Genomic DNA, 17,979 nt, shown 5'->3' on the forward strand with positions numbered 1-17,979 from the left:
TTTCCTCCTACCGTTACAATCCTACTTTCGGCTAACTTTTCAAACTCATACTAAATATATTTACCATAGCTTATACGCATTCGTCAATAAATTGTTCAAATTCCTCTAAACTCATTAAAACTTTACGTGGCTTAGTTCCTTCTTCTTCCCCAACTACACCAGCATCACAGAGCTGATCCATAATTCTTGCAGCACGATTAAATCCCACTTTGAATACTCTTTGAAGCATACCAATCGAAGCTTTATCTTTTTCTATGATGAATTTACCTGCTTCTATAAAATATACATCTCTTTCTACTCCCGTACTGCCAGCATCTGCTGCAACTTGTGAAGTTGCAGTAATTGAGGATTCTATTTCTTTACTATATTCTACCTCTCCATGTTCTTTTGTTAAAAAGGCAACCACATCGCTCACTTCTTTATCTGAAACAAAAGCACCTTGTACACGGGCAGGCTTTTGATAGCCCTGCGGATAAAATAACATATCTCCCTTTCCAAGTAACTTTTCTGCTCCATTCATATCAATTATTGTTCTAGAATCTACTCCTGAAGATACTGCAAACGCAATTCGAGATGGCATGTTTGCTTTAATCAATCCTGTAATTACATTTACACTAGGTCTTTGTGTTGCGATAATTAAGTGTATTCCTGCTGCTCTTGCAAGCTGAGCAAGACGACAAATCGAATCTTCCACTTCTCCTGGTGCAACCATCATTAAATCCGCAAGCTCATCTACAATGATTACAATCTGAGGTAATTTTTCTGGCTTATTTTCTTCTTCAATGTCTTTAATTGTTTGAATCTTTTCATTATATCCTTTTAAGTCTCTCACATTCAAATCAGCAAATTTTTTGTATCTCGTTGTCATTTCGGCAACTGCCCAGTTAAGTGCACCAGCCGCTTTCTTTGGATCAGTAACAACAGGAATAAACAGATGAGGAATTCCGTTATAAACACTAAGCTCAACTACCTTTGGATCAATCATAATTAACTTTACTTCATCTGGCTTTGCTTTATATAGAATACTCATGATGAGTGTATTAATACATACTGATTTACCAGAACCCGTTGATCCTGCAATTAATAAGTGTGGCATTTTAGCTATGTCAGTAACAACGGTTTGTCCTCCGATATCTTTTCCTGCCGCAAAAGCTAGGTTGGAGGAATGCTTTTTAAATTCTGCTGATTCAAGAAGGTCACGAAGCATAACGGTACTATTTTCTTTATTGGGAACTTCAATACCAACTGCTGCTTTTCCAGGTATTGGTGCTTCGATTCGAATATCTGCCGCTGCTAAGTTTAACTTAATATCATCCGATAAACTTACAATTTTACTTACCTTAACGCCCATTTCTGGTTGCAATTCATATCTTGTTACTGTCGGCCCACAACTAATATTCGTTACATTAACACGAACACCAAAGTTTTGTAATGTTTGCTGAAGCTTAGCCGCCGTCTCTCTTAAATAGATATCAGAATCACCTGCGCCTCTTACATTGCTTTTCTTTAACAAAGAAAGAGGTGGGAACACATATTCTTTCACTGGTTTATTGGCTTCAATTTCTTTGGAAATTTCATCGGTCGCAAGCGTTGTTTGTTCTTCGCCCAATTTTTCTTTGTTTTTAACTGGCTCTGCTTGTACAACTTCAATGGCCTGTGATTCTAGCTCGGTCATTTCTTGACTCTCAAGTTCATAACTAGTATCACTCATTTTTACTTCTTCTATTGCATTTTTATATAATACATCTTCTAAATCAAAGGATTCTTCTAATGCAACAGGTTCTGTATCTATAGCATTCGTTGCTTCTAATGTAATATCCTCCAAATCAGGAATTGGCTCATTTCTTTCTATGGTAAGGTCTGGTGGCAGAGGATTTGCCATACTAGGATCTGGCATAAAATCCATTGTAATTTCATGGATGTCTTGTTTTTGTGCTTTTTTTCCAGTCTCAATCGAAGTATTAATACTAACGCCTTCAACCTTTTTATTGATACGCCTATTCTCTGCTTCTATTTGTCTTTGTAATGCTTTTTCTTTTAATCTTTCATTACCTGCAACTGCGGTTGACTTTGCGGTAGAATATACTTTATTACTACTTTTTTTCACTACCTTTAAGAAAGATTTTTCGGTAATAATGACAATCGATATAATAATCAAGGTTATATCAATCACATATGCTCCCACCGTTCCAAACGCAGAAGCAAACAACTTACTTAAACCACCTCCTACAATACCACCTCCACTTTTATGAATGGAGGAATATTCATAGAATTCCTTTATCGTAGTTGTTTGTTGATAGGCTTTGCTAATTAAATGTGTAAATGCACACACTAGCAAAAATAAAACAATACCACTAATTATCTTAATTACAACTCTTGGATTGTCCTTGTTGGATATAAAGAGTGCACATCCAAAAAAAAGAATAAAGGCAAGAACATATGACATAATTCCAAATACGCCAAAGGCAACCGTACTGATTGAATTGCCAACAACACCTCCTATCCCAAAATTACTCAGTAATAAGATGATAGAAAACGCTAAAATAAGCAAAAGTACAATCTCTACTTTTAAAAAGCTATTATCTTTTTGTTGTGTCTTTTTCCCTTTTCCAGTGTTTCTTTTATTATATGTACGTTTTGTCCTTTGTGAAGTACTCTTCTTTCTGCTCGTACTTGAACTCATGATACTGCCTCCCATATTTCTATTTTTGTTACCTCTTTAAGAAATAACAAAATAACCCACACTTGCTAATGTACCTGCCAATAAGCAATAAATAGCAAAAAATTTAAATTTCTTTCTTCGTACTACAACCAACATGGTTTTAATGCAGATATATCCAACTAATGCGGCCACAACTGCACCAACAACATAATTTATTATCTCACTCGGCGTAACATTCATAGTGGTAATATCCTTTAGTTCCAAAACCGCCGCACCTAAAATAGCTGGAATGGACATAATAAAAGAATATTTTACAGCAAATTTTTTATCAAATCCACTGACCAAACATGCTGTGATGGTTGTTCCCGAACGAGAGATTCCAGGAAGTGTTGCAATTCCCTGACAGATTCCTATGATAAATGCATTATTATAGGAAACTTGCTTTGGAGTCTTTGTCCCATCATTATATTTATCTGCAATAAAAAGTAAGATACCAGTAATAATCAAACAAACCCCTGGAACAATTAGTATTTTGGACACGACTTCAATCAAATCCTTTGCAGCATATCCAATAATAGCCGTTGGAATCGTTGAAAAGATTACAAGTATTACAAACTTACGATAAGCGTTTCGTACAAGTGGTCTATAGCCTTCATTATTTTTATGTATTATATTTGAAATGAAAATCTTTAAATTTAGGATACAATCATATAGTATGGCAAAGCTTTCAATCACCAATCGTTTGATATCTTTAAAATAAACAATAAAAACTGCCAATAACGTTCCAAGATGAAGCATAATATCAAAAAGTATGCCCGTTTCTAAATCAATTTGAAATAACTCTTTAAAAATTGCTAAATGTCCTGAACTACTCACTGGTAAAAATTCTGTAATCCCTTGTATTATCCCCATCAAAATCGCTTGTAAAAGTGACATTGTTTTTCCTCCTAAGTATTACGGTGTTGCAAACATACGTTTGCCACATTTTATTTCTTAACGTCTATTATAACATTTTCCAGTAAACTTGTCATTATTAATGTTATGTTGCAAGCCTAGTAGCAAGTCAGGTTCTTTATATCGACAAGACGTATATTATTTGATACGTAACCAAATCCACATTATCAATTGGTGGGGTAACATCTTTGATAGAAGTCGAAGTATCTTAATCTGGATACCATATACAGACATATCCTTTCCTCTTTGGCTATCTTTTAACGCTTTTTTTACGATATCCTTTGACTCATACATTGGTTTAAAGTTCTTGCAGGTATTAGGATTTTTTGTATCCTTTGCAACTTTAAAAAATTCCGTTCTAACATAGCCTGGGCAAACTGTTGTAACTGTAATCCCTCTTTTTTTTAATTCCACATGTAGCGCTCTGCTAAAATGTACCACAAATGCCTTTGTAGAGGCATATAAGTTAAATTCAGGCAAAGGAAAAAAAGAAGAAGCAGAACCCATCATAATAATTTTGCTTTCTTTCTTCATATAATTCAAACATAAATAGGTCATATGAATTAAGGCTTTGCAATTTAAGTCTATCATATTATTAATCTCTTCCTTGGTTAAATCATTAAATTTTCCAAACTTACCAAATCCTGAAGAATTAACTAATACTTTTATCTGTGGTTTTTCCTTCTCTAATCTTTCTTTTAATTGTTCCATGCATTCCACACTCAGTAAATCAAGTTCAATGGCTTTTAATTTTGTAGGTATTTTTTTTGCTAGTGCATTTAAACGTTCTTCTCGTCTTGCTATCATCCATATTTCGTCCAAATGTTTGGATGTAGAAAGTTGTTTTACAAACTCCTTGCCAATACCCGATGAAGCACCTGTTACAATTGCTATTTTCATGATTTTCTCCTTGCCCTTATTTTTATGGATATGCCTTCCTATCTATGATTTATCCCTCTAGGACAGCCGATATGCGGCTCTTCCCTTTTGGTCTAGACGTATGTAATAAAGATTTCCTCCTTCTTTTTGTCCGTTTTTTGCGGTAGTAATATAAAGTGTGTGCATATCGCTCCCACCAAATGTAACACATGTTACATATTTTTCTGGTACATAGATTTCATCAATCTTTTCTCCAATACGTGGATCATAGCATACTACCTTACTACCTCCCCACATTGCAATCCATAAGTTTCCATCCGTATCTATTGTCATGCCATCAGGTAAACCTTCTTGCTCTGAAATAGATAAAAGAGTTCTCTTTTCATTAGTTAGTCCTTGCTTAGTAACAGAAAAACGGTTGATTACATGCTTTGGAGTATCGATATGATAAAACACTTCGTCCTTGCTACTCCACGCTAAACCATTTGGAATCGTATAATTTGTTAAGCATTGTCTTACTTTAAAATCCCCCTTCTTATTATCTAGATGTGGTTCTAAGCAATATAGACTTCCCGCTCCTTTTGAACTTGGTTCATCTTGATTGATTGCCATTGTTCCTACCCATACATGTCCAAATCTATCACATTTTCCATCATTAAAGCGAAGTTCTTCATGAAAAGGTAGTCGTTGTAAAAACACCTCTGTTTTCTCGTCAAAATTAATATGATAAAGGGAATGTCGCTCCAATGCTAGTAAAGTTCCATCCACATACAATATAATAGTTCCAATCAAATTACTTACTGGCATAGAAGTTAATTCATTTTGCTCTGGTAAATAACAATGCAATTGTCTCCCAGTTATATCAATAAAATAAAGTCGATTTCTTTTCTCGTCCCAAACACAACCTTCTCCTAATTCACAACCAATTTTCAATAATAATGTTGCCTGTTTCATTGTTTACCTTCCTTTTTCGGTCTCATATTCTTCCTGATTTTCAAAATATTCTTTCTCTTGAATCACTTCTTTAAAATAACAGATTCTTGCAAGCTCAATGGTATCTTTTGCCTGCTCTTCCTTTCTTGTAATATATTTCAAAAGATCATTGCGATTTACATTTTCAGAAAGGTAAAATAATTTTTTCCAAATGTCATTGGTATTAGATTGTTTCAATTGAAAACGATTCATTGCCTTGCAAAATGCATGATCAAAATCATTGATATTGATTTCATCATCAATACTTGCTGCACATTCTAATAGTTCGTCAGAATTTTGTAAGGCTACCAACACTTTATCATTGGTGCTTGCAATCAGCTGATTGATTTCAAAAATAAAACGTCTTGTCTTTTCGTCACACTCATAACTACCATCAAAACGTTGATATGCCCAATCTCCTTCACTGTAAGGCATTTGCAAATATGCGCAATTTTCCTGTATCATTTTTTGAGCAATTGCTAAAAGTGGCGTAAGATAGATTTCATCCATCCAATCCCGATGCAAACTGCCAGTTTTCTTTTTAATTCGTTGATAATATTTTTTAAATGCGATAAATTCTACATTCTTATCCTTTTCCTCCTCCTGCAAGTATTCATCAATTCCAAGTACCATATTACAAGTACTCATCGTATTATGAAAGTTTGCTTCTCCATGAACATAGTCATACCCAATTAGGTCATCATTTTTCGCATATAAATTTCGATATGTACTCGTATAATTAAAATTTAGCACATAATCAGGTGCTAATTTAAAGATATCTGGATTATATACTTCAATCTCTAACTTTGCTACATAATCGGATAGATAGATTTCTAAGCTTCGAATCATTTTATTTAAATCTTCCAACAACATTTCTTTCTGATTCAATACTTGTTCTATATTTGATATGTATTCCTCCATAGAAGGCATCAAGCGTTTCATATTATCACAAACATAATGAGGAATTTTAATTTGTTGCTTATCTTTATCCCGTTCATTCTTTATATAGGAAATAACGTATTCCATTACTTGAATCATGTTCGATATTTCCTTTTCAAAATCTATCCAGTTCACTCCCAATTCTTGTTGCTTTTCCAAAAAATAAGTAATCCAGATATTATTATGAACAAGCTCAAATAATTCAAGTTTCAGTTCCTTCCTCTCTTGGTTGTTACACAAATTTAGTAAGTACGAATCAAATTGACTCTTGCAAACGATTTCTTTCTCCTGAAAAAGTTCCAAAAAGCGGGTGACAAACATAAGAAAGTCACTATACTTTGTTGGTAGTTCATGCTCTAAATCAAAACCATTTCCTAAAACAAGTATATCCATATTTTCCCCTCTTTCTCTTTATACATTCCCCTATTCATTCCTCTTTCGATATTCCCTTGGTGTACAATTATAAAACCGCTTAAACATTTTAGAAAAGTTACTAGTGCTATCAAACCCACAAATGCTTGCTATTTCAATGATGTTTTTCGTAGAATCTTTTTGAAGCAATGTAGCAGCTTGCATTACTCTATATTTTAATAGATATTGCATGGGTGAAAGCTGAATCGTTCTTTGAAAACAACGTAAACATTCTCTTTCTCCAATATCAGCAACCTTAGCAACCTCAGCCAAAGTAAGTCTCTCTGTAAAATGTTCATGTAAGAAATCAAGCATTTTTCGAATTCGTATATTATCTTGATTCTTTACTTCTTCTTTCACGCCAATTTCTTGCTTAAAATATTCATAAAGAGTAAAACATAAAAAAGAGAGATTATCTCTAACGATAAATTCATAGCCCGTTACATCACTTGCAAGCGCGTTAAATGCACGAACAAAGGATTCAATAACGAAATCTTGCTCGCTAAATACATATCCATCAAATGAACTACAGTTGATAAGTGGTTTTACATATTTGGTTGCAAATACACTTGTATCATTTCCTGTAATAAGTAACGGACTAAAGACGAAAGAATGTAACTCACACTTAGGCTGTGCAATTGCATAATGAAGAACATTGGAGTTAATCGCAATGCAATCTCCTTCTTTTAGATCAAACGATTTGGTTGGTATTTTTAACTTTAACGCCCCTTTTTTTACAAAGGCAATTTCTATTTCTTCATGCCAGTGCCATGGTATACTATCTTGTGGATTATCAAAATACTCTGCTTTATATCCAGCACATGGAAATTCAGCACTTCCATGAGGTTGTAATTCTTTATTTTCACGATTTAAATTTAAGCCGCAATGAGAAAGTCCCATTCCCTTCCTCCTTTCTGGTCGCTTTTGTTATATTATACGTCTAAATATATCTTGCATCAAGCGGTTTATGACGTTATTCTATTCATATGAATAACAAGATACATAGGAGGACAACATGATACAATTACTACTCGCAATTATTTACTTAGCATTTATTAGTTTAGGCTTACCAGACTCTCTTTTAGGCTCTGCTTGGCCGACAATGTATAAAGATTTTAACGTTCCTATTTCTTATGCGGGCGCGATTTCCATTATTATTGCTTTAGGAACTGTCGTATCAAGTCTGCAAAGCGACCGTCTAACCAAACGTTTTGGAACAGGTAAAGTAACCGCCATAAGTGTTGGCATGACCGCAGTGGCATTGTTTGGGTTTTCGATTAGTCCCTCCTTTTGGATGTTATGTCTTTGGGCAATTCCTTATGGACTTGGGGCTGGTAGTGTAGATGCTTCTCTTAATAATTATGTTGCGCTTCACTATGAAAGCCGCCATATGAGCTGGCTTCATTGTATGTGGGGCGTTGGCGCTTCTCTTGGTCCTTATATTATGGCATATGCATTGACAGGAGGTAACAACTGGAATATGGGTTATCGCTATATTTCGTATCTACAAATCCTGTTAACGCTAATCTTATTGATTAGTTTACCGCTATGGAGCAAGCATTCAAAGACGAGCCATACTACTGACCAGACACCTTCTAATAAAGAAGTATTATCTTTAAAGCAAATCATAAGCATTCCTGGTGCAAAGGAAGTGATGCTTTCCTTTTTTTGTTACTGTGCCTTGGAACAAACCACTAGCTTGTGGGCAAGCAGCTATCTTGTATTACATAAGGGTTTAACAAGCACCATCGCCGCTGGTTATGCCAGTTTGTTTTTTATTGGCATAACAATTGGGCGTGCTGTTAGTGGATTTTTAACAATTAAATTAAACAACACACAAATGATTCGATTAGGTGAAGGTATTTTATTTACTGGGATTCTAGTCTTACTACTACCTTTTGGCAATGGTAGTGCAATACTTGGTCTTTTATTAATTGGACTTGGCTGTGCACCTATATATCCTTGCATCATCCATTCTACACCAATGCATTTTGGTGCAGATAAGTCGCAAGCCATTATAGGTGTACAAATGGCTTGCGCCTATTTAGGAACCTGCCTGATGCCACCGCTTTTTGGCTTAATCGCTAACTATATTGCCGTTTCCCTGCTCCCAATTTACTTGCTTTTCTTATTGCTTTTTATGCTACTTATGTATGAAAAACTTATAAAAAATGTCAAAGGAGGGACGATTCATTATGATTGATTTACACATGCATAGTTCTTTTAGTAATGATGGGGAGTTAACCCCTCTTGCACTGCTTGATAAATGCTTAGCACAAGGGATTACAACATTTTCTATTACGGATCATAATTGTGTCCGTGCCAATCAAGTGGAACAGATTGCAAAAGAAAAAGGGCTTACTTATATTACTGGTATCGAAATTGATTGTGTGTGCCACGGAGTTAATTTTCATGTATTAGGCTATAATATCAACTATCTTAGTAGTGATTTTGAGGAAATCGAACAAAATATTCGTTCTCAAGGTCTTAAAGTTTCTTTGGAAATGCTTGAGAAAACGCAAGCATTAGGACTTCAAGTAACAGAAAATGAACTATGGGATCTTGCAAAGGATACCTATTGGTCTGAAACTTGGACAGGAGAAATGTTTGCTGAAATATTACTAGCAAAAGAAGAATACAAAGACCACCCACTATTGCTTCCATACCGTGCAGGCCAAGTCAGAGGGGATAATCCTTATGTTAATTTTTATTGGGATTACTACGCACAAGGGAAATCTTTGTATGTACCAATTTCCTATCCTCCAATGAATCAAATCATTGATTTGATTCATCAAAACAATGGTTATGCGGTATTGGCACATCCTGGTGTTAATTTGAATGGAAAGGAATCACTGTTAGAAGAGATTGTCTCTCTTGGAATGGATGGAATCGAAGCTTTTAGTAGTTATCATACACCAACAAAAGCATATCAATATTATAACGAAGCCAAACGCTACCACTTATTTACAACCTGTGGCAGTGATTTTCACGGAAAAACAAAGCCTTCCATTGTACTTGGAGGACATGGAAGCTTGCTTCGTAAGGATGAATTAATAGAGCAAATAAAATTCTTATCATAACACCTTTTCGTAATGGGTAAAAAAGCTTTTACGTTAATTATCTTGTAAAAGCTTTTTAAAATTCCTTTCGTTTCCTACTCTTTATCAATATGTAAAATCGTATGCAACAATACATTTGCACCCTTTAAACAGTTTTCAACTGGTGTATATTCAATTTCACAATGACTGTGTCCTCCTACGCTTGGAACAAATATCATTGTAGTTGGAACTAAATCTATGACAAACTGAGCATCATGCCCTGGTCCACTATAGATTCTTCGATTCGAATAACCAAATTCTCTGGCACTTTTTTCTACATAATCTACCAATTTTGAGGTAAAACTTACCGTCCTACGAGACCATGCTTCCTCATAGCTTACTTTGCACTGTTCTACTACACTTGGTATTTTCTTAATAATAGTAAGTACTTGCTTAATTACCTCTGGATCTTGATGTCTGGCATCTAATGTGAATTTTACTTCATCTGGAATAATCGTATGAATGTTTGGATGTGCAGATATTTTACCTGTTGTATAGACTAACTTGCTGTCTAACTGATCTAATTCATCATGAAGGTACTGAATGGTTTTTACAGCCGCATATAGAGCATCTTTACGGTATTTCATAGGAGTCGTTCCTGCGTGTCCAGCCTGACCTATAAAGGTAAATTCATAATTAATCATACCGCATACGCCTTCTACCACACCAATATCAATCCCCTCTGCTTCAAGCACTGGCCCTTGTTCAATATGAAGCTCTACCAGTGCCTTTGTCTTAGCTGGATTCATTCGATTTTTCTCTTCACCTTTAAAGCCACTTTCTTCTAGCGCTTGTGAAAAAGTATAGCCTTTTCTATCTTTTGCCTCTGATGCAAGCATAGCTGCTTTATCAAATTTACCGCAGATAACACCAGAAGACATCATGGCAGGTTCAAATCTTGCACCTTCTTCATTCGTCCACACTATAACAGTAATGGGATGCTTATGAGGAATCTTTTCTTTCACAATCGTTTCTGCTACTTCCATTGCTGTTAATACGCCTAGAATTCCATCATAATTACCACCTTGTCGAACGGAATCCATATGAGAACCTGAAAAAATTGCAGGAAGATCCTCTGTCCCTGGTATGGTCGCATAAAGATTAGCCATATCATCGGTTACAATAGAAGCCCCAATTGCCTCCATCCGTTTCACAAATTCGCATCTTGCAGCAATTGCTTCTTCAGATAAGGAAAATCTTGTAATGCCTCCTTTTCCCGTATCACCAAATTTGCTAAAAGTCTTAATTTTATCTTCCATTCTTTCATAACTACATTCTACCATGTTACTTACCTCCTTCTATGTACACTTTACGATAATTTTTTTACTATTGCTCTTTCTTTTTTACTCTTGTTCCTGCCGATATGGCTTTTACTGGGCATACCAAAACGCACAGGTGACATCCAACACATTTTTTTGCATTCATGACAGGTTTTTTGGTATGTTCATCTTGTTTTAATGCTTGATGACCACCATCGTAACAAGACAGATAACACCTACCACAACCAATGCATTTCATTCGATCAAATTTGGGATAGCAGATTGAATCTCTCTCTAGCTCCTCTGCAGATATGGTATGAACCAGTGCTTTCCCAACGATTTCTTTCACATTACAAAAACCATGGGTACTTAAATAATATTGCATCCCTTCTATCATGTCATCAATAATACGATATCCATACTGCATAACCGAAGTGGTAACCTGAATGTTTTCACAGCCAAGAGCCATGAATTCAAAGGCATCCCTCCATGTTTCAATACCTCCCATTCCACTCATTGGTATATCCATAAGTCCATTGTGTGCCTTCATTGTTTGAATAAACCGAAGCGCAATTGGCTTTACAGCCTTTCCTGAATATCCTCCCACACTTGTTTTACCAACTACAAAAGGTCCTGATACAAAGCTATCTAAATCTACATTCATAATACTTTTAATCGTATTAATGGCTGCGATTCCATTTGCCCCTGCCTGAACTGCTGCAAGAGCTGGTATTTCCATATTTCCAATATTTGGTGTCATTTTTGCCAAAATCGGAAGATGGGTACCTTTTCTCGTTGCTTTTGTATATGCCTCAACCAATTTTGGACTTTGCCCCACATCAGAACCCAAGCCGTCTGCCGCCATATGAGGACAGGAAAAGTTACATTCAATGATATCTGCTCCAGCCTCTGTTACTACTTTTGCAAGATAGGTCCATTCCTCCTCGGTCTGCCCCATAATGGAGGCAACAAATACTTTAGTCGGATAATCTCTTTTTAAATCTCTGATAAATGCAAGGTTTTCTTCCAATGTATGGTCTGAAATCTGCTCAATATTTTTAAAGCCTACAAATGGTACTGCTTCTTTTTTTAATGCATCAAATCTTGGCGATACTTCTTTTGGTACAAAGGTTCCAATGGTCTTAAAGGCAACTCCTGCCCAGCCCATATCAAAGGCTTTTGCTACCATTTCGTAATTACTTCCTACAACTGATGAAGAAAGAAAAAATGGGTTCTCACATGATACTCCGCAAAAATCTATGGATAAATCTACCTCTTTTCTCGTTATTTTCTCGTAGGTAGAAAGCTTTTCAAACATATCTGGTATTGGTACAGGTGCACCTACCTTACCCTTAAGACAAGCCGCAACGCAAGGTGTATCAACGCAGCTTTGGCAAGGGGAACTAAGTGGTAAACGATTGATGGCACCAGCTTTATTGTCAAACCGATAGCACCGAATTATTTTATCTATTTCAAGTTGATGAGGACAGGCTTTGGTGCAAGGCGCCTCATTGCATAAGAGACACCCACTTGCTTCCTCTAATAACGAAGTTTCTTTATATAAAAATTTACTCATCTTATCACTCCAAACCTTATTTTTTTGGTTCTCGTTTTACATATTCTCCAAATCCTGGAGTTCCTACGAATTCACCCTCATCATACACCAATGTTCCTCTTACATAGGTCTGCACTGGATATCCCTTTACCTTGATTCCCTCCCATATGGTATGATCATAATCTGAATGCATGTTATCAACAGAAATAGTAACGTCTTTATTTATGTCATAAATTACAATATCAGCATCTTTTCCAACGGTTAACGAACCCTTTTGACTGCATCCAAATATCTTTGCAGGATTGGTCGCACATAATTCCACTGCACGATTAAAGCTTATTTTTCCTTCATTTGCTTTGGATAACATATAAGGATATAAATTCTCTATCCCAGCACAGCCATTTGGAATCTTAGTAAAGTCATCTTTTCCCCAGTCTTTTTCATAGCTTTGAAACGGACAATGATCGGTTGCTACGGTGTCGATACTACCATCCATAATTGCCTTCCATAAAGCCTCTTGGCTTTCTTTGTTTTTCATTGGTGGAGAGCAAACAAAATTTCTTCCATCTTCTCTTTTGTATACGTCACAAGTAAATTCCAGATATTGAGGACAGGTTTCAATGTAAATATCATATCCCTCTCTTTTTGCCGCAACCGCTGCTTCCAGACCTTCTTTATCCGCCATATGTACAATATATAAAGGTGCATCTACTGCTTTCGCCCAATGAACTGCTCTCTTATCTGCCTCTGCTTCCACATATTCTGGTCGACTTAAATAGTGATACCATGCAGATGTTTTTCCTTCTGCTTTAAACTGGGAGATATTTAAGTCAATTACATCGGGATTTTCTGCATGAATGTTTGTGATTGCTCCTGTATCTTTTGCCTTTTTTAAGATGCGAACCAGTGTTCCATCATCTACCATCATGCCTTCTTTTTTATAAACAAGAAAACATTTAAAACTGGTTACACCAAAATCAACTGCTGCTTCAAATTCATCTAAAATACTACCTTCATTTAAATCTGTAATACAACAGTGAAACGCATAATCTACACAGGCTTCGGGATCACACATGTCTTTTCTTTCTTGTACGGTCTCAACGATTCCTCTTCCTTTTCTTTGAATTGGATAATCAAATACAGTCGTTACCCCGCCACACGCCGCGGCTCTTGTTCCTGATAGATATCCATCGGCTGAAACGGTTCCTCCAAATGGCATAGCCAAATGTGTATGGACATCAATTGCCCCTGGTAAAACAAGTTTTCCAAAAGCATTAACCACTTTCTTTGCATCAACGAATAGGTCTGTTCCAATACAAACAATTTTTCCATCTTTTATTGCAATATCACCGACAAAGGACTCTTTTGCAGTGACAATTGTTCCATTCTTAATTAATAAATCCATAGCGCATCCTCCTTACAATTTCGTGGGTGCGAATACACCCACGATTTGATTCTATAATAGGAAGTTTGATGAACTTCCCTTACTTATTTACTTTATAAACAAGTACTAAACCAGATCTTTGATAAACCTGAGATACTGCAATTAAGTTCATTCCACCAGCATTTGCTGCAATTAAGTTTGCATCCCATGTAACACCAAAATCAACCTGACCTGAATTTACAGCTGTTGTTTCACCGATATCTCCACCACCTGGCGTGATGGTAACATTTAAGCCTACTTCTTCATAGTAACCCTTAGCAGCAGCCACATAATACCCCATAAATTGAGCCTGTGGTAACCATTTTAACTGGATGGATACATCCGTTTTTTCTGGAGTACCAATGTTACCGTCTGATGCCATTGCCTCAGTCCAATAAGAGGCATCGTAAAAATCATCTAAGGTTAATGTAAGTAACTTTTCTGCAGCAGCGCTGTCCTCTAATTTGATGTATTGTTTTGCCAAATCAAGTGTCTGTTGTAGGGCTTTATCGTCGAACTTTCCGTATTCGGTTACTTTATTTCCTAATGTATCTGTTTCTACTAATTTTTTCACTTCATTCGCCATGTAAATCTGATGATCGCTTGATACAGAAGAGCCTGCGTTAAATACAATTTCTGCTGCTTCTTCTGGATTTGCACATGCGTACTCCCAACCTTTCATGGATGCATAAATAAATGCTTTGACTGTGTTAGGATTTTCCTTAGCAAATTCTCTTGTCGTAAAGATATTATCTTCTAACATCGCTACGCCTTCATCATTCATATCGATGTATTTTACAGAATCGCCATAGCTATAGCCACCATCGTAGCTGTTCTTTACAAGACCAAGCTCATTATAGGTCATAGCAGATGCTAGCAGTATGGAATCATCATCAAATCCGTCCATATCAAATGCCTGACTTAAGAAAAAATTACTCTGTCCATATTTGGTTAAAAGAGCTTGCACTTCATATTCATTTCCAAGTCCCCAATTACCCACTTTTCCTTTCTCTGCCGCATCCTTTACTATATCTTGTGCACTAGTATCTGCGTCGTAATAGTCTCCTGTGCTTTTGGTATCATTTTTTGTCTCTGTTTCCTTTACTTCATCTGTGGTTGTACTTGTGGTTTCTGAAGGTGGTGTCGATGTCTCTGTTTTAGTCGAAGTACCACATCCTGCAAGTGATGCCATAGTTAGAGCGAGTGTCAAAGCCACTGCGGTTACTTTCATGCTATTTCTCATAATAATTCCTCCTTATAATACGAAAATGGTTTATATCAAGTTGAAAAGGTTATTTTCTACCTTTCAACAAAATACCTTCTGCTACAAGCAATATGCCATACATCATAATTCCAATTGCACAAGCTACAACAATATATGCCCAAGCGGTTGCATATTGAGCCAGCACGATGTTCTCCCTGATTTGCCTTCCAACTCCAATAATAAATTCGGCAAAATATTCACTTACCAAGGCACTTATGATACTAGCTGGTACACTGACTCTTAGTGCAGTGAAAATGTAGGGTACGCTATTTGGAATGCGAAGCTTTATAAAAGTTGTTACTTTGCTAGCTGCAAAGCTTTTCATTAAATCTAATGAAAAGGGTTTGAGTTCGTTTAACCCTCTATAAGCATTTATGCTCATGGAAACCGTACAGGTTATGGTGACTACTATTGTTTTTGCTAACATACTTCTAGTACTTGCATCATTGCTAAAATCCTTTGTTAAGTTATTTAAAATTGGGGCAATTGCTATGATTGGTACCGCGCTAATCGCAGAAGCAATGCTTAAGCCCCCTACTCCCCATTTGGGAAATATAGTTGCAATGATTCCAAGTAAATATCCAAGTAAGGAACCACAAATTAGTCCCCCTATTGCAACAATCACAGTTGCATTTACATTCTTCATAACAGTTGATTTGTTATCGGCAATGATTCGAAGAATTCTTCCAGGCAAAGGAAGTGCAAAGGTATCTGCACCAATCATCTTGTGCAAAAGCTGTGTCTGCCAAAGAATGAGCAAAAGGATTCCAAATAATACTGGATATAACACAGTTGATATGGATTGTTTATCCCATTTAAAATGTGTTTTTTTCTTCATGTCATTTCCTCCTACTTTTTCTTCTTTTTCTTATATGGTGATACTGTCTGTTCTAGCAACAGCATGAAATAAAAACTTAAAATACCAATCATCGCACTTAAAAATACAATCTGCCAAAAGATATAAATGGTAGTAGCGTGTTTTAGAGATTGAGAAAGTACAGTTCCAAGTCCAGCGCCACCTTGCAACGTGTCAACAAGAATTGCCGCAGTAATAGCCATAGGAGCAGATATCTTTAATCCTGTGAAAAAATAGGGTAAAGACGACGGAATCATTAATTTACGGTATATCTCAAACTTGCTTGCCGCCAACGAATACATCAGCTCATGTTTTTCTTTTGCCACTGATTGAAATCCTGCTAATGTATTGGTTGCCACAGGATAAAAGGTTAATATGGCCGCAATGATAATTCGACTTTTGTTAATGTCCTTTGTAATTGCAAGTACAATTGGAGCCATACCAAGAATTGGAATCATTTGTATCATCATCAGATAAGGAAATAATATCTTTTCTATTGGTAGAAATAAATTCATGAGCAAGGCAAGTAAGAAGCCTATACCTGCACCGATTACAAAACCAATTCCAGCTCGTAGTAACGTAGTCCCTGTATTGCTCAATACCATTTGAAATGCTGTTTGCGTTCCATTTACTTTATTGGTTGTAAATACAGATTGAATGATTTGATGCAAATGTGGCAATATATTTTCAGGTGAACGTTTACTACCTGCTATGACTGTTGCCCCAATCTCCCAAAGGATAATGAGTCCGATTACCCATACAAGCGTCACTATGTATTTAGAGGAAAGAACCTTTTTGATTTGAATCATACTCATACCCCCTCAAAGCTATTTCTTACCTTAGAAACCAAAGCGTTAAATTCCTGACTTTCCTTTATCGCAATCGGTCTTGGTCTTTCTAGATTAATATCAACTACAGCAGACACTCGGCCTGGATGTGGAGAAAGAACAACGACACGATCTGACAAATACACTGCCTCTTGAATATTATGGGTCACAAAAAGGATTGTTTTATTCGTTTTCTTCCAGATTTTAAGTAAATCTTCATGCAGCTTTTCCTTTGTAAATTCATCCAACGCTGAAAATGGTTCATCCATTAAAAGTATTTCAGGACGAATGGCCAATGCTCTTGCGATATTCACTCTTTGTTGCATTCCGCCACTTAATTCATGAGGGTATTTCTCTCCAAATTCCATCAATCCAACTAGCTCAAGCATTTTGGTAACTCTTGCAGTACGGTCTTTTTTTGGCATTCCAAGAAGTTCCATTGGCATACATACGTTTCTTCGTACTGTTCTCCACTCGTATAATACAGGTGATTGAAATACGATTCCGTATTTCTTTTGTAAACGGATTTCTCTTGGTGATAATCCTCTTACCAAAATATCGCCCGATGTTTGATCTTGTAGATTTGCAATGGTACGAAGCAAGGTTGTCTTTCCACACCCAGAAGGGCCTAGTAAAGAGATAAATTCACCTTGTTTTATTTCCAAATTTACATTTGATAACGCTATTATTGGTTCACCACCGTTTTTATCTGGAAATGTAACACATAGGTTTTCAATTTTAATTTCTGTTTCTCTTGGAAGGGATGCATCCCTTTCTTTAAACTCATCTTCAATGATTTCTAAATTAGCCATATAAATCCTCCTTTTTGGCTTAAGGGATAGATACAACAAGGGCGTAAAGCTTTCGCCTTACGCCCTTG

15 protein-coding genes are annotated in these 17,979 nt (G+C 36.2%); 2 read left to right on the forward strand and 13 right to left on the reverse strand.

The features are described 5' to 3' along the window. Window positions 1-70: 70 nt before the first annotated feature. From F7O84_RS05390 to F7O84_RS05415, 6 genes are all read right to left on the reverse strand, one after another. A complete protein-coding gene (locus F7O84_RS05390) occupies window positions 71-2,683 on the reverse strand; it encodes an FtsK/SpoIIIE family DNA translocase (RefSeq protein ID WP_151142713.1) in 2,613 nt (870 codons plus the stop codon). A gap of 36 nt (window positions 2,684-2,719) precedes the next feature. Beyond that, window positions 2,720-3,598: an undecaprenyl-diphosphate phosphatase gene (locus tag F7O84_RS05395; RefSeq protein WP_151142716.1), complete on the reverse strand. Its 879-nt coding sequence runs from the start codon at window positions 3,596-3,598 to the stop codon at window positions 2,720-2,722. Between the two features lie 156 nt (window positions 3,599-3,754). Continuing rightward, complete coding sequence (locus F7O84_RS05400) at window positions 3,755-4,516, reverse strand: SDR family NAD(P)-dependent oxidoreductase (protein WP_151142719.1); 762 nt, start codon at window positions 4,514-4,516, stop codon at window positions 3,755-3,757. A 57-nt stretch (window positions 4,517-4,573) separates the two neighbouring features. Next, complete coding sequence (locus F7O84_RS05405) at window positions 4,574-5,449, reverse strand: SMP-30/gluconolactonase/LRE family protein (protein WP_151142721.1); 876 nt, start codon at window positions 5,447-5,449, stop codon at window positions 4,574-4,576. Window positions 5,450-5,452: 3 nt separating this feature from the next. Further along, entirely contained in the window at window positions 5,453-6,799 is a 1,347-nt protein-coding gene (locus tag F7O84_RS05410; protein WP_151142724.1) for an AbiH family protein, read from the reverse strand. Between the two features lie 30 nt (window positions 6,800-6,829). Then, window positions 6,830-7,717 (reverse strand): AraC family transcriptional regulator, encoded by an 888-nt coding sequence (locus F7O84_RS05415; RefSeq protein ID WP_151142727.1) that lies wholly within the window; start codon window positions 7,715-7,717, stop codon window positions 6,830-6,832. A gap of 115 nt (window positions 7,718-7,832) precedes the next feature. On the opposite strand from F7O84_RS05415, the gene F7O84_RS05420 reads away from it, so the two are divergent. Beyond that, window positions 7,833-9,020, forward strand: a complete 1,188-nt coding sequence (locus F7O84_RS05420; RefSeq protein ID WP_151142729.1) for an MFS transporter — start codon at window positions 7,833-7,835, stop codon at window positions 9,018-9,020. Beyond that, the gene (locus tag F7O84_RS05425) at window positions 9,013-9,897 is read left to right on the forward strand and encodes a PHP domain-containing protein (protein ID WP_151142732.1); all 885 of its coding nucleotides are present in this window, start codon (window positions 9,013-9,015) and stop codon (window positions 9,895-9,897) included. The genes F7O84_RS05420 and F7O84_RS05425 overlap by 8 nt, the downstream gene beginning before the upstream one ends. Before the next feature lie 74 nt (window positions 9,898-9,971). Here the strand turns inward: F7O84_RS05425 and F7O84_RS05430 are convergent, their stop codons facing one another. The 7 genes from F7O84_RS05430 to F7O84_RS05460 all read right to left on the reverse strand — a co-directional run bounded on the left by F7O84_RS05430 (window position 9,972) and on the right by F7O84_RS05460 (window position 17,911). After that, window positions 9,972-11,198: a Zn-dependent hydrolase gene (locus tag F7O84_RS05430; RefSeq protein WP_151142735.1), complete on the reverse strand. Its 1,227-nt coding sequence runs from the start codon at window positions 11,196-11,198 to the stop codon at window positions 9,972-9,974. A 43-nt stretch (window positions 11,199-11,241) separates the two neighbouring features. After that, window positions 11,242-12,750, reverse strand: a complete 1,509-nt coding sequence (preA, locus tag F7O84_RS05435; RefSeq protein ID WP_151142737.1) for an NAD-dependent dihydropyrimidine dehydrogenase subunit PreA — start codon at window positions 12,748-12,750, stop codon at window positions 11,242-11,244. A 16-nt stretch (window positions 12,751-12,766) separates the two neighbouring features. Beyond that, complete coding sequence (gene hydA / locus F7O84_RS05440) at window positions 12,767-14,134, reverse strand: dihydropyrimidinase (protein WP_151142740.1); 1,368 nt, start codon at window positions 14,132-14,134, stop codon at window positions 12,767-12,769. A 79-nt stretch (window positions 14,135-14,213) separates the two neighbouring features. Then, a complete protein-coding gene (locus F7O84_RS05445; protein WP_243140813.1) occupies window positions 14,214-15,395 on the reverse strand; it encodes an ABC transporter substrate-binding protein in 1,182 nt (393 codons plus the stop codon). Between the two features lie 49 nt (window positions 15,396-15,444). Beyond that, window positions 15,445-16,254 carry an ABC transporter permease gene (locus F7O84_RS05450; protein ID WP_151142743.1) on the reverse strand — a complete coding sequence of 270 codons (810 nt, stop codon included), beginning with the start codon at window positions 16,252-16,254 and terminating at the stop codon, window positions 15,445-15,447. 11 nt (window positions 16,255-16,265) lie between these two features. Continuing rightward, complete coding sequence (locus tag F7O84_RS05455; RefSeq protein ID WP_151142746.1) at window positions 16,266-17,081, reverse strand: ABC transporter permease; 816 nt, start codon at window positions 17,079-17,081, stop codon at window positions 16,266-16,268. Window positions 17,082-17,083: 2 nt separating this feature from the next. Continuing rightward, entirely contained in the window at window positions 17,084-17,911 is an 828-nt protein-coding gene (locus tag F7O84_RS05460) for an ABC transporter ATP-binding protein (RefSeq protein WP_151142748.1), read from the reverse strand. Between the last annotated feature and the right edge of the window lie 68 nt (window positions 17,912-17,979).

The sequence above is a fragment of the Candidatus Galacturonatibacter soehngenii genome, assembly GCF_008830185.1.
GTDB lineage: Bacteria > Bacillota > Clostridia > Lachnospirales > Lachnospiraceae > Lachnotalea > Lachnotalea soehngenii.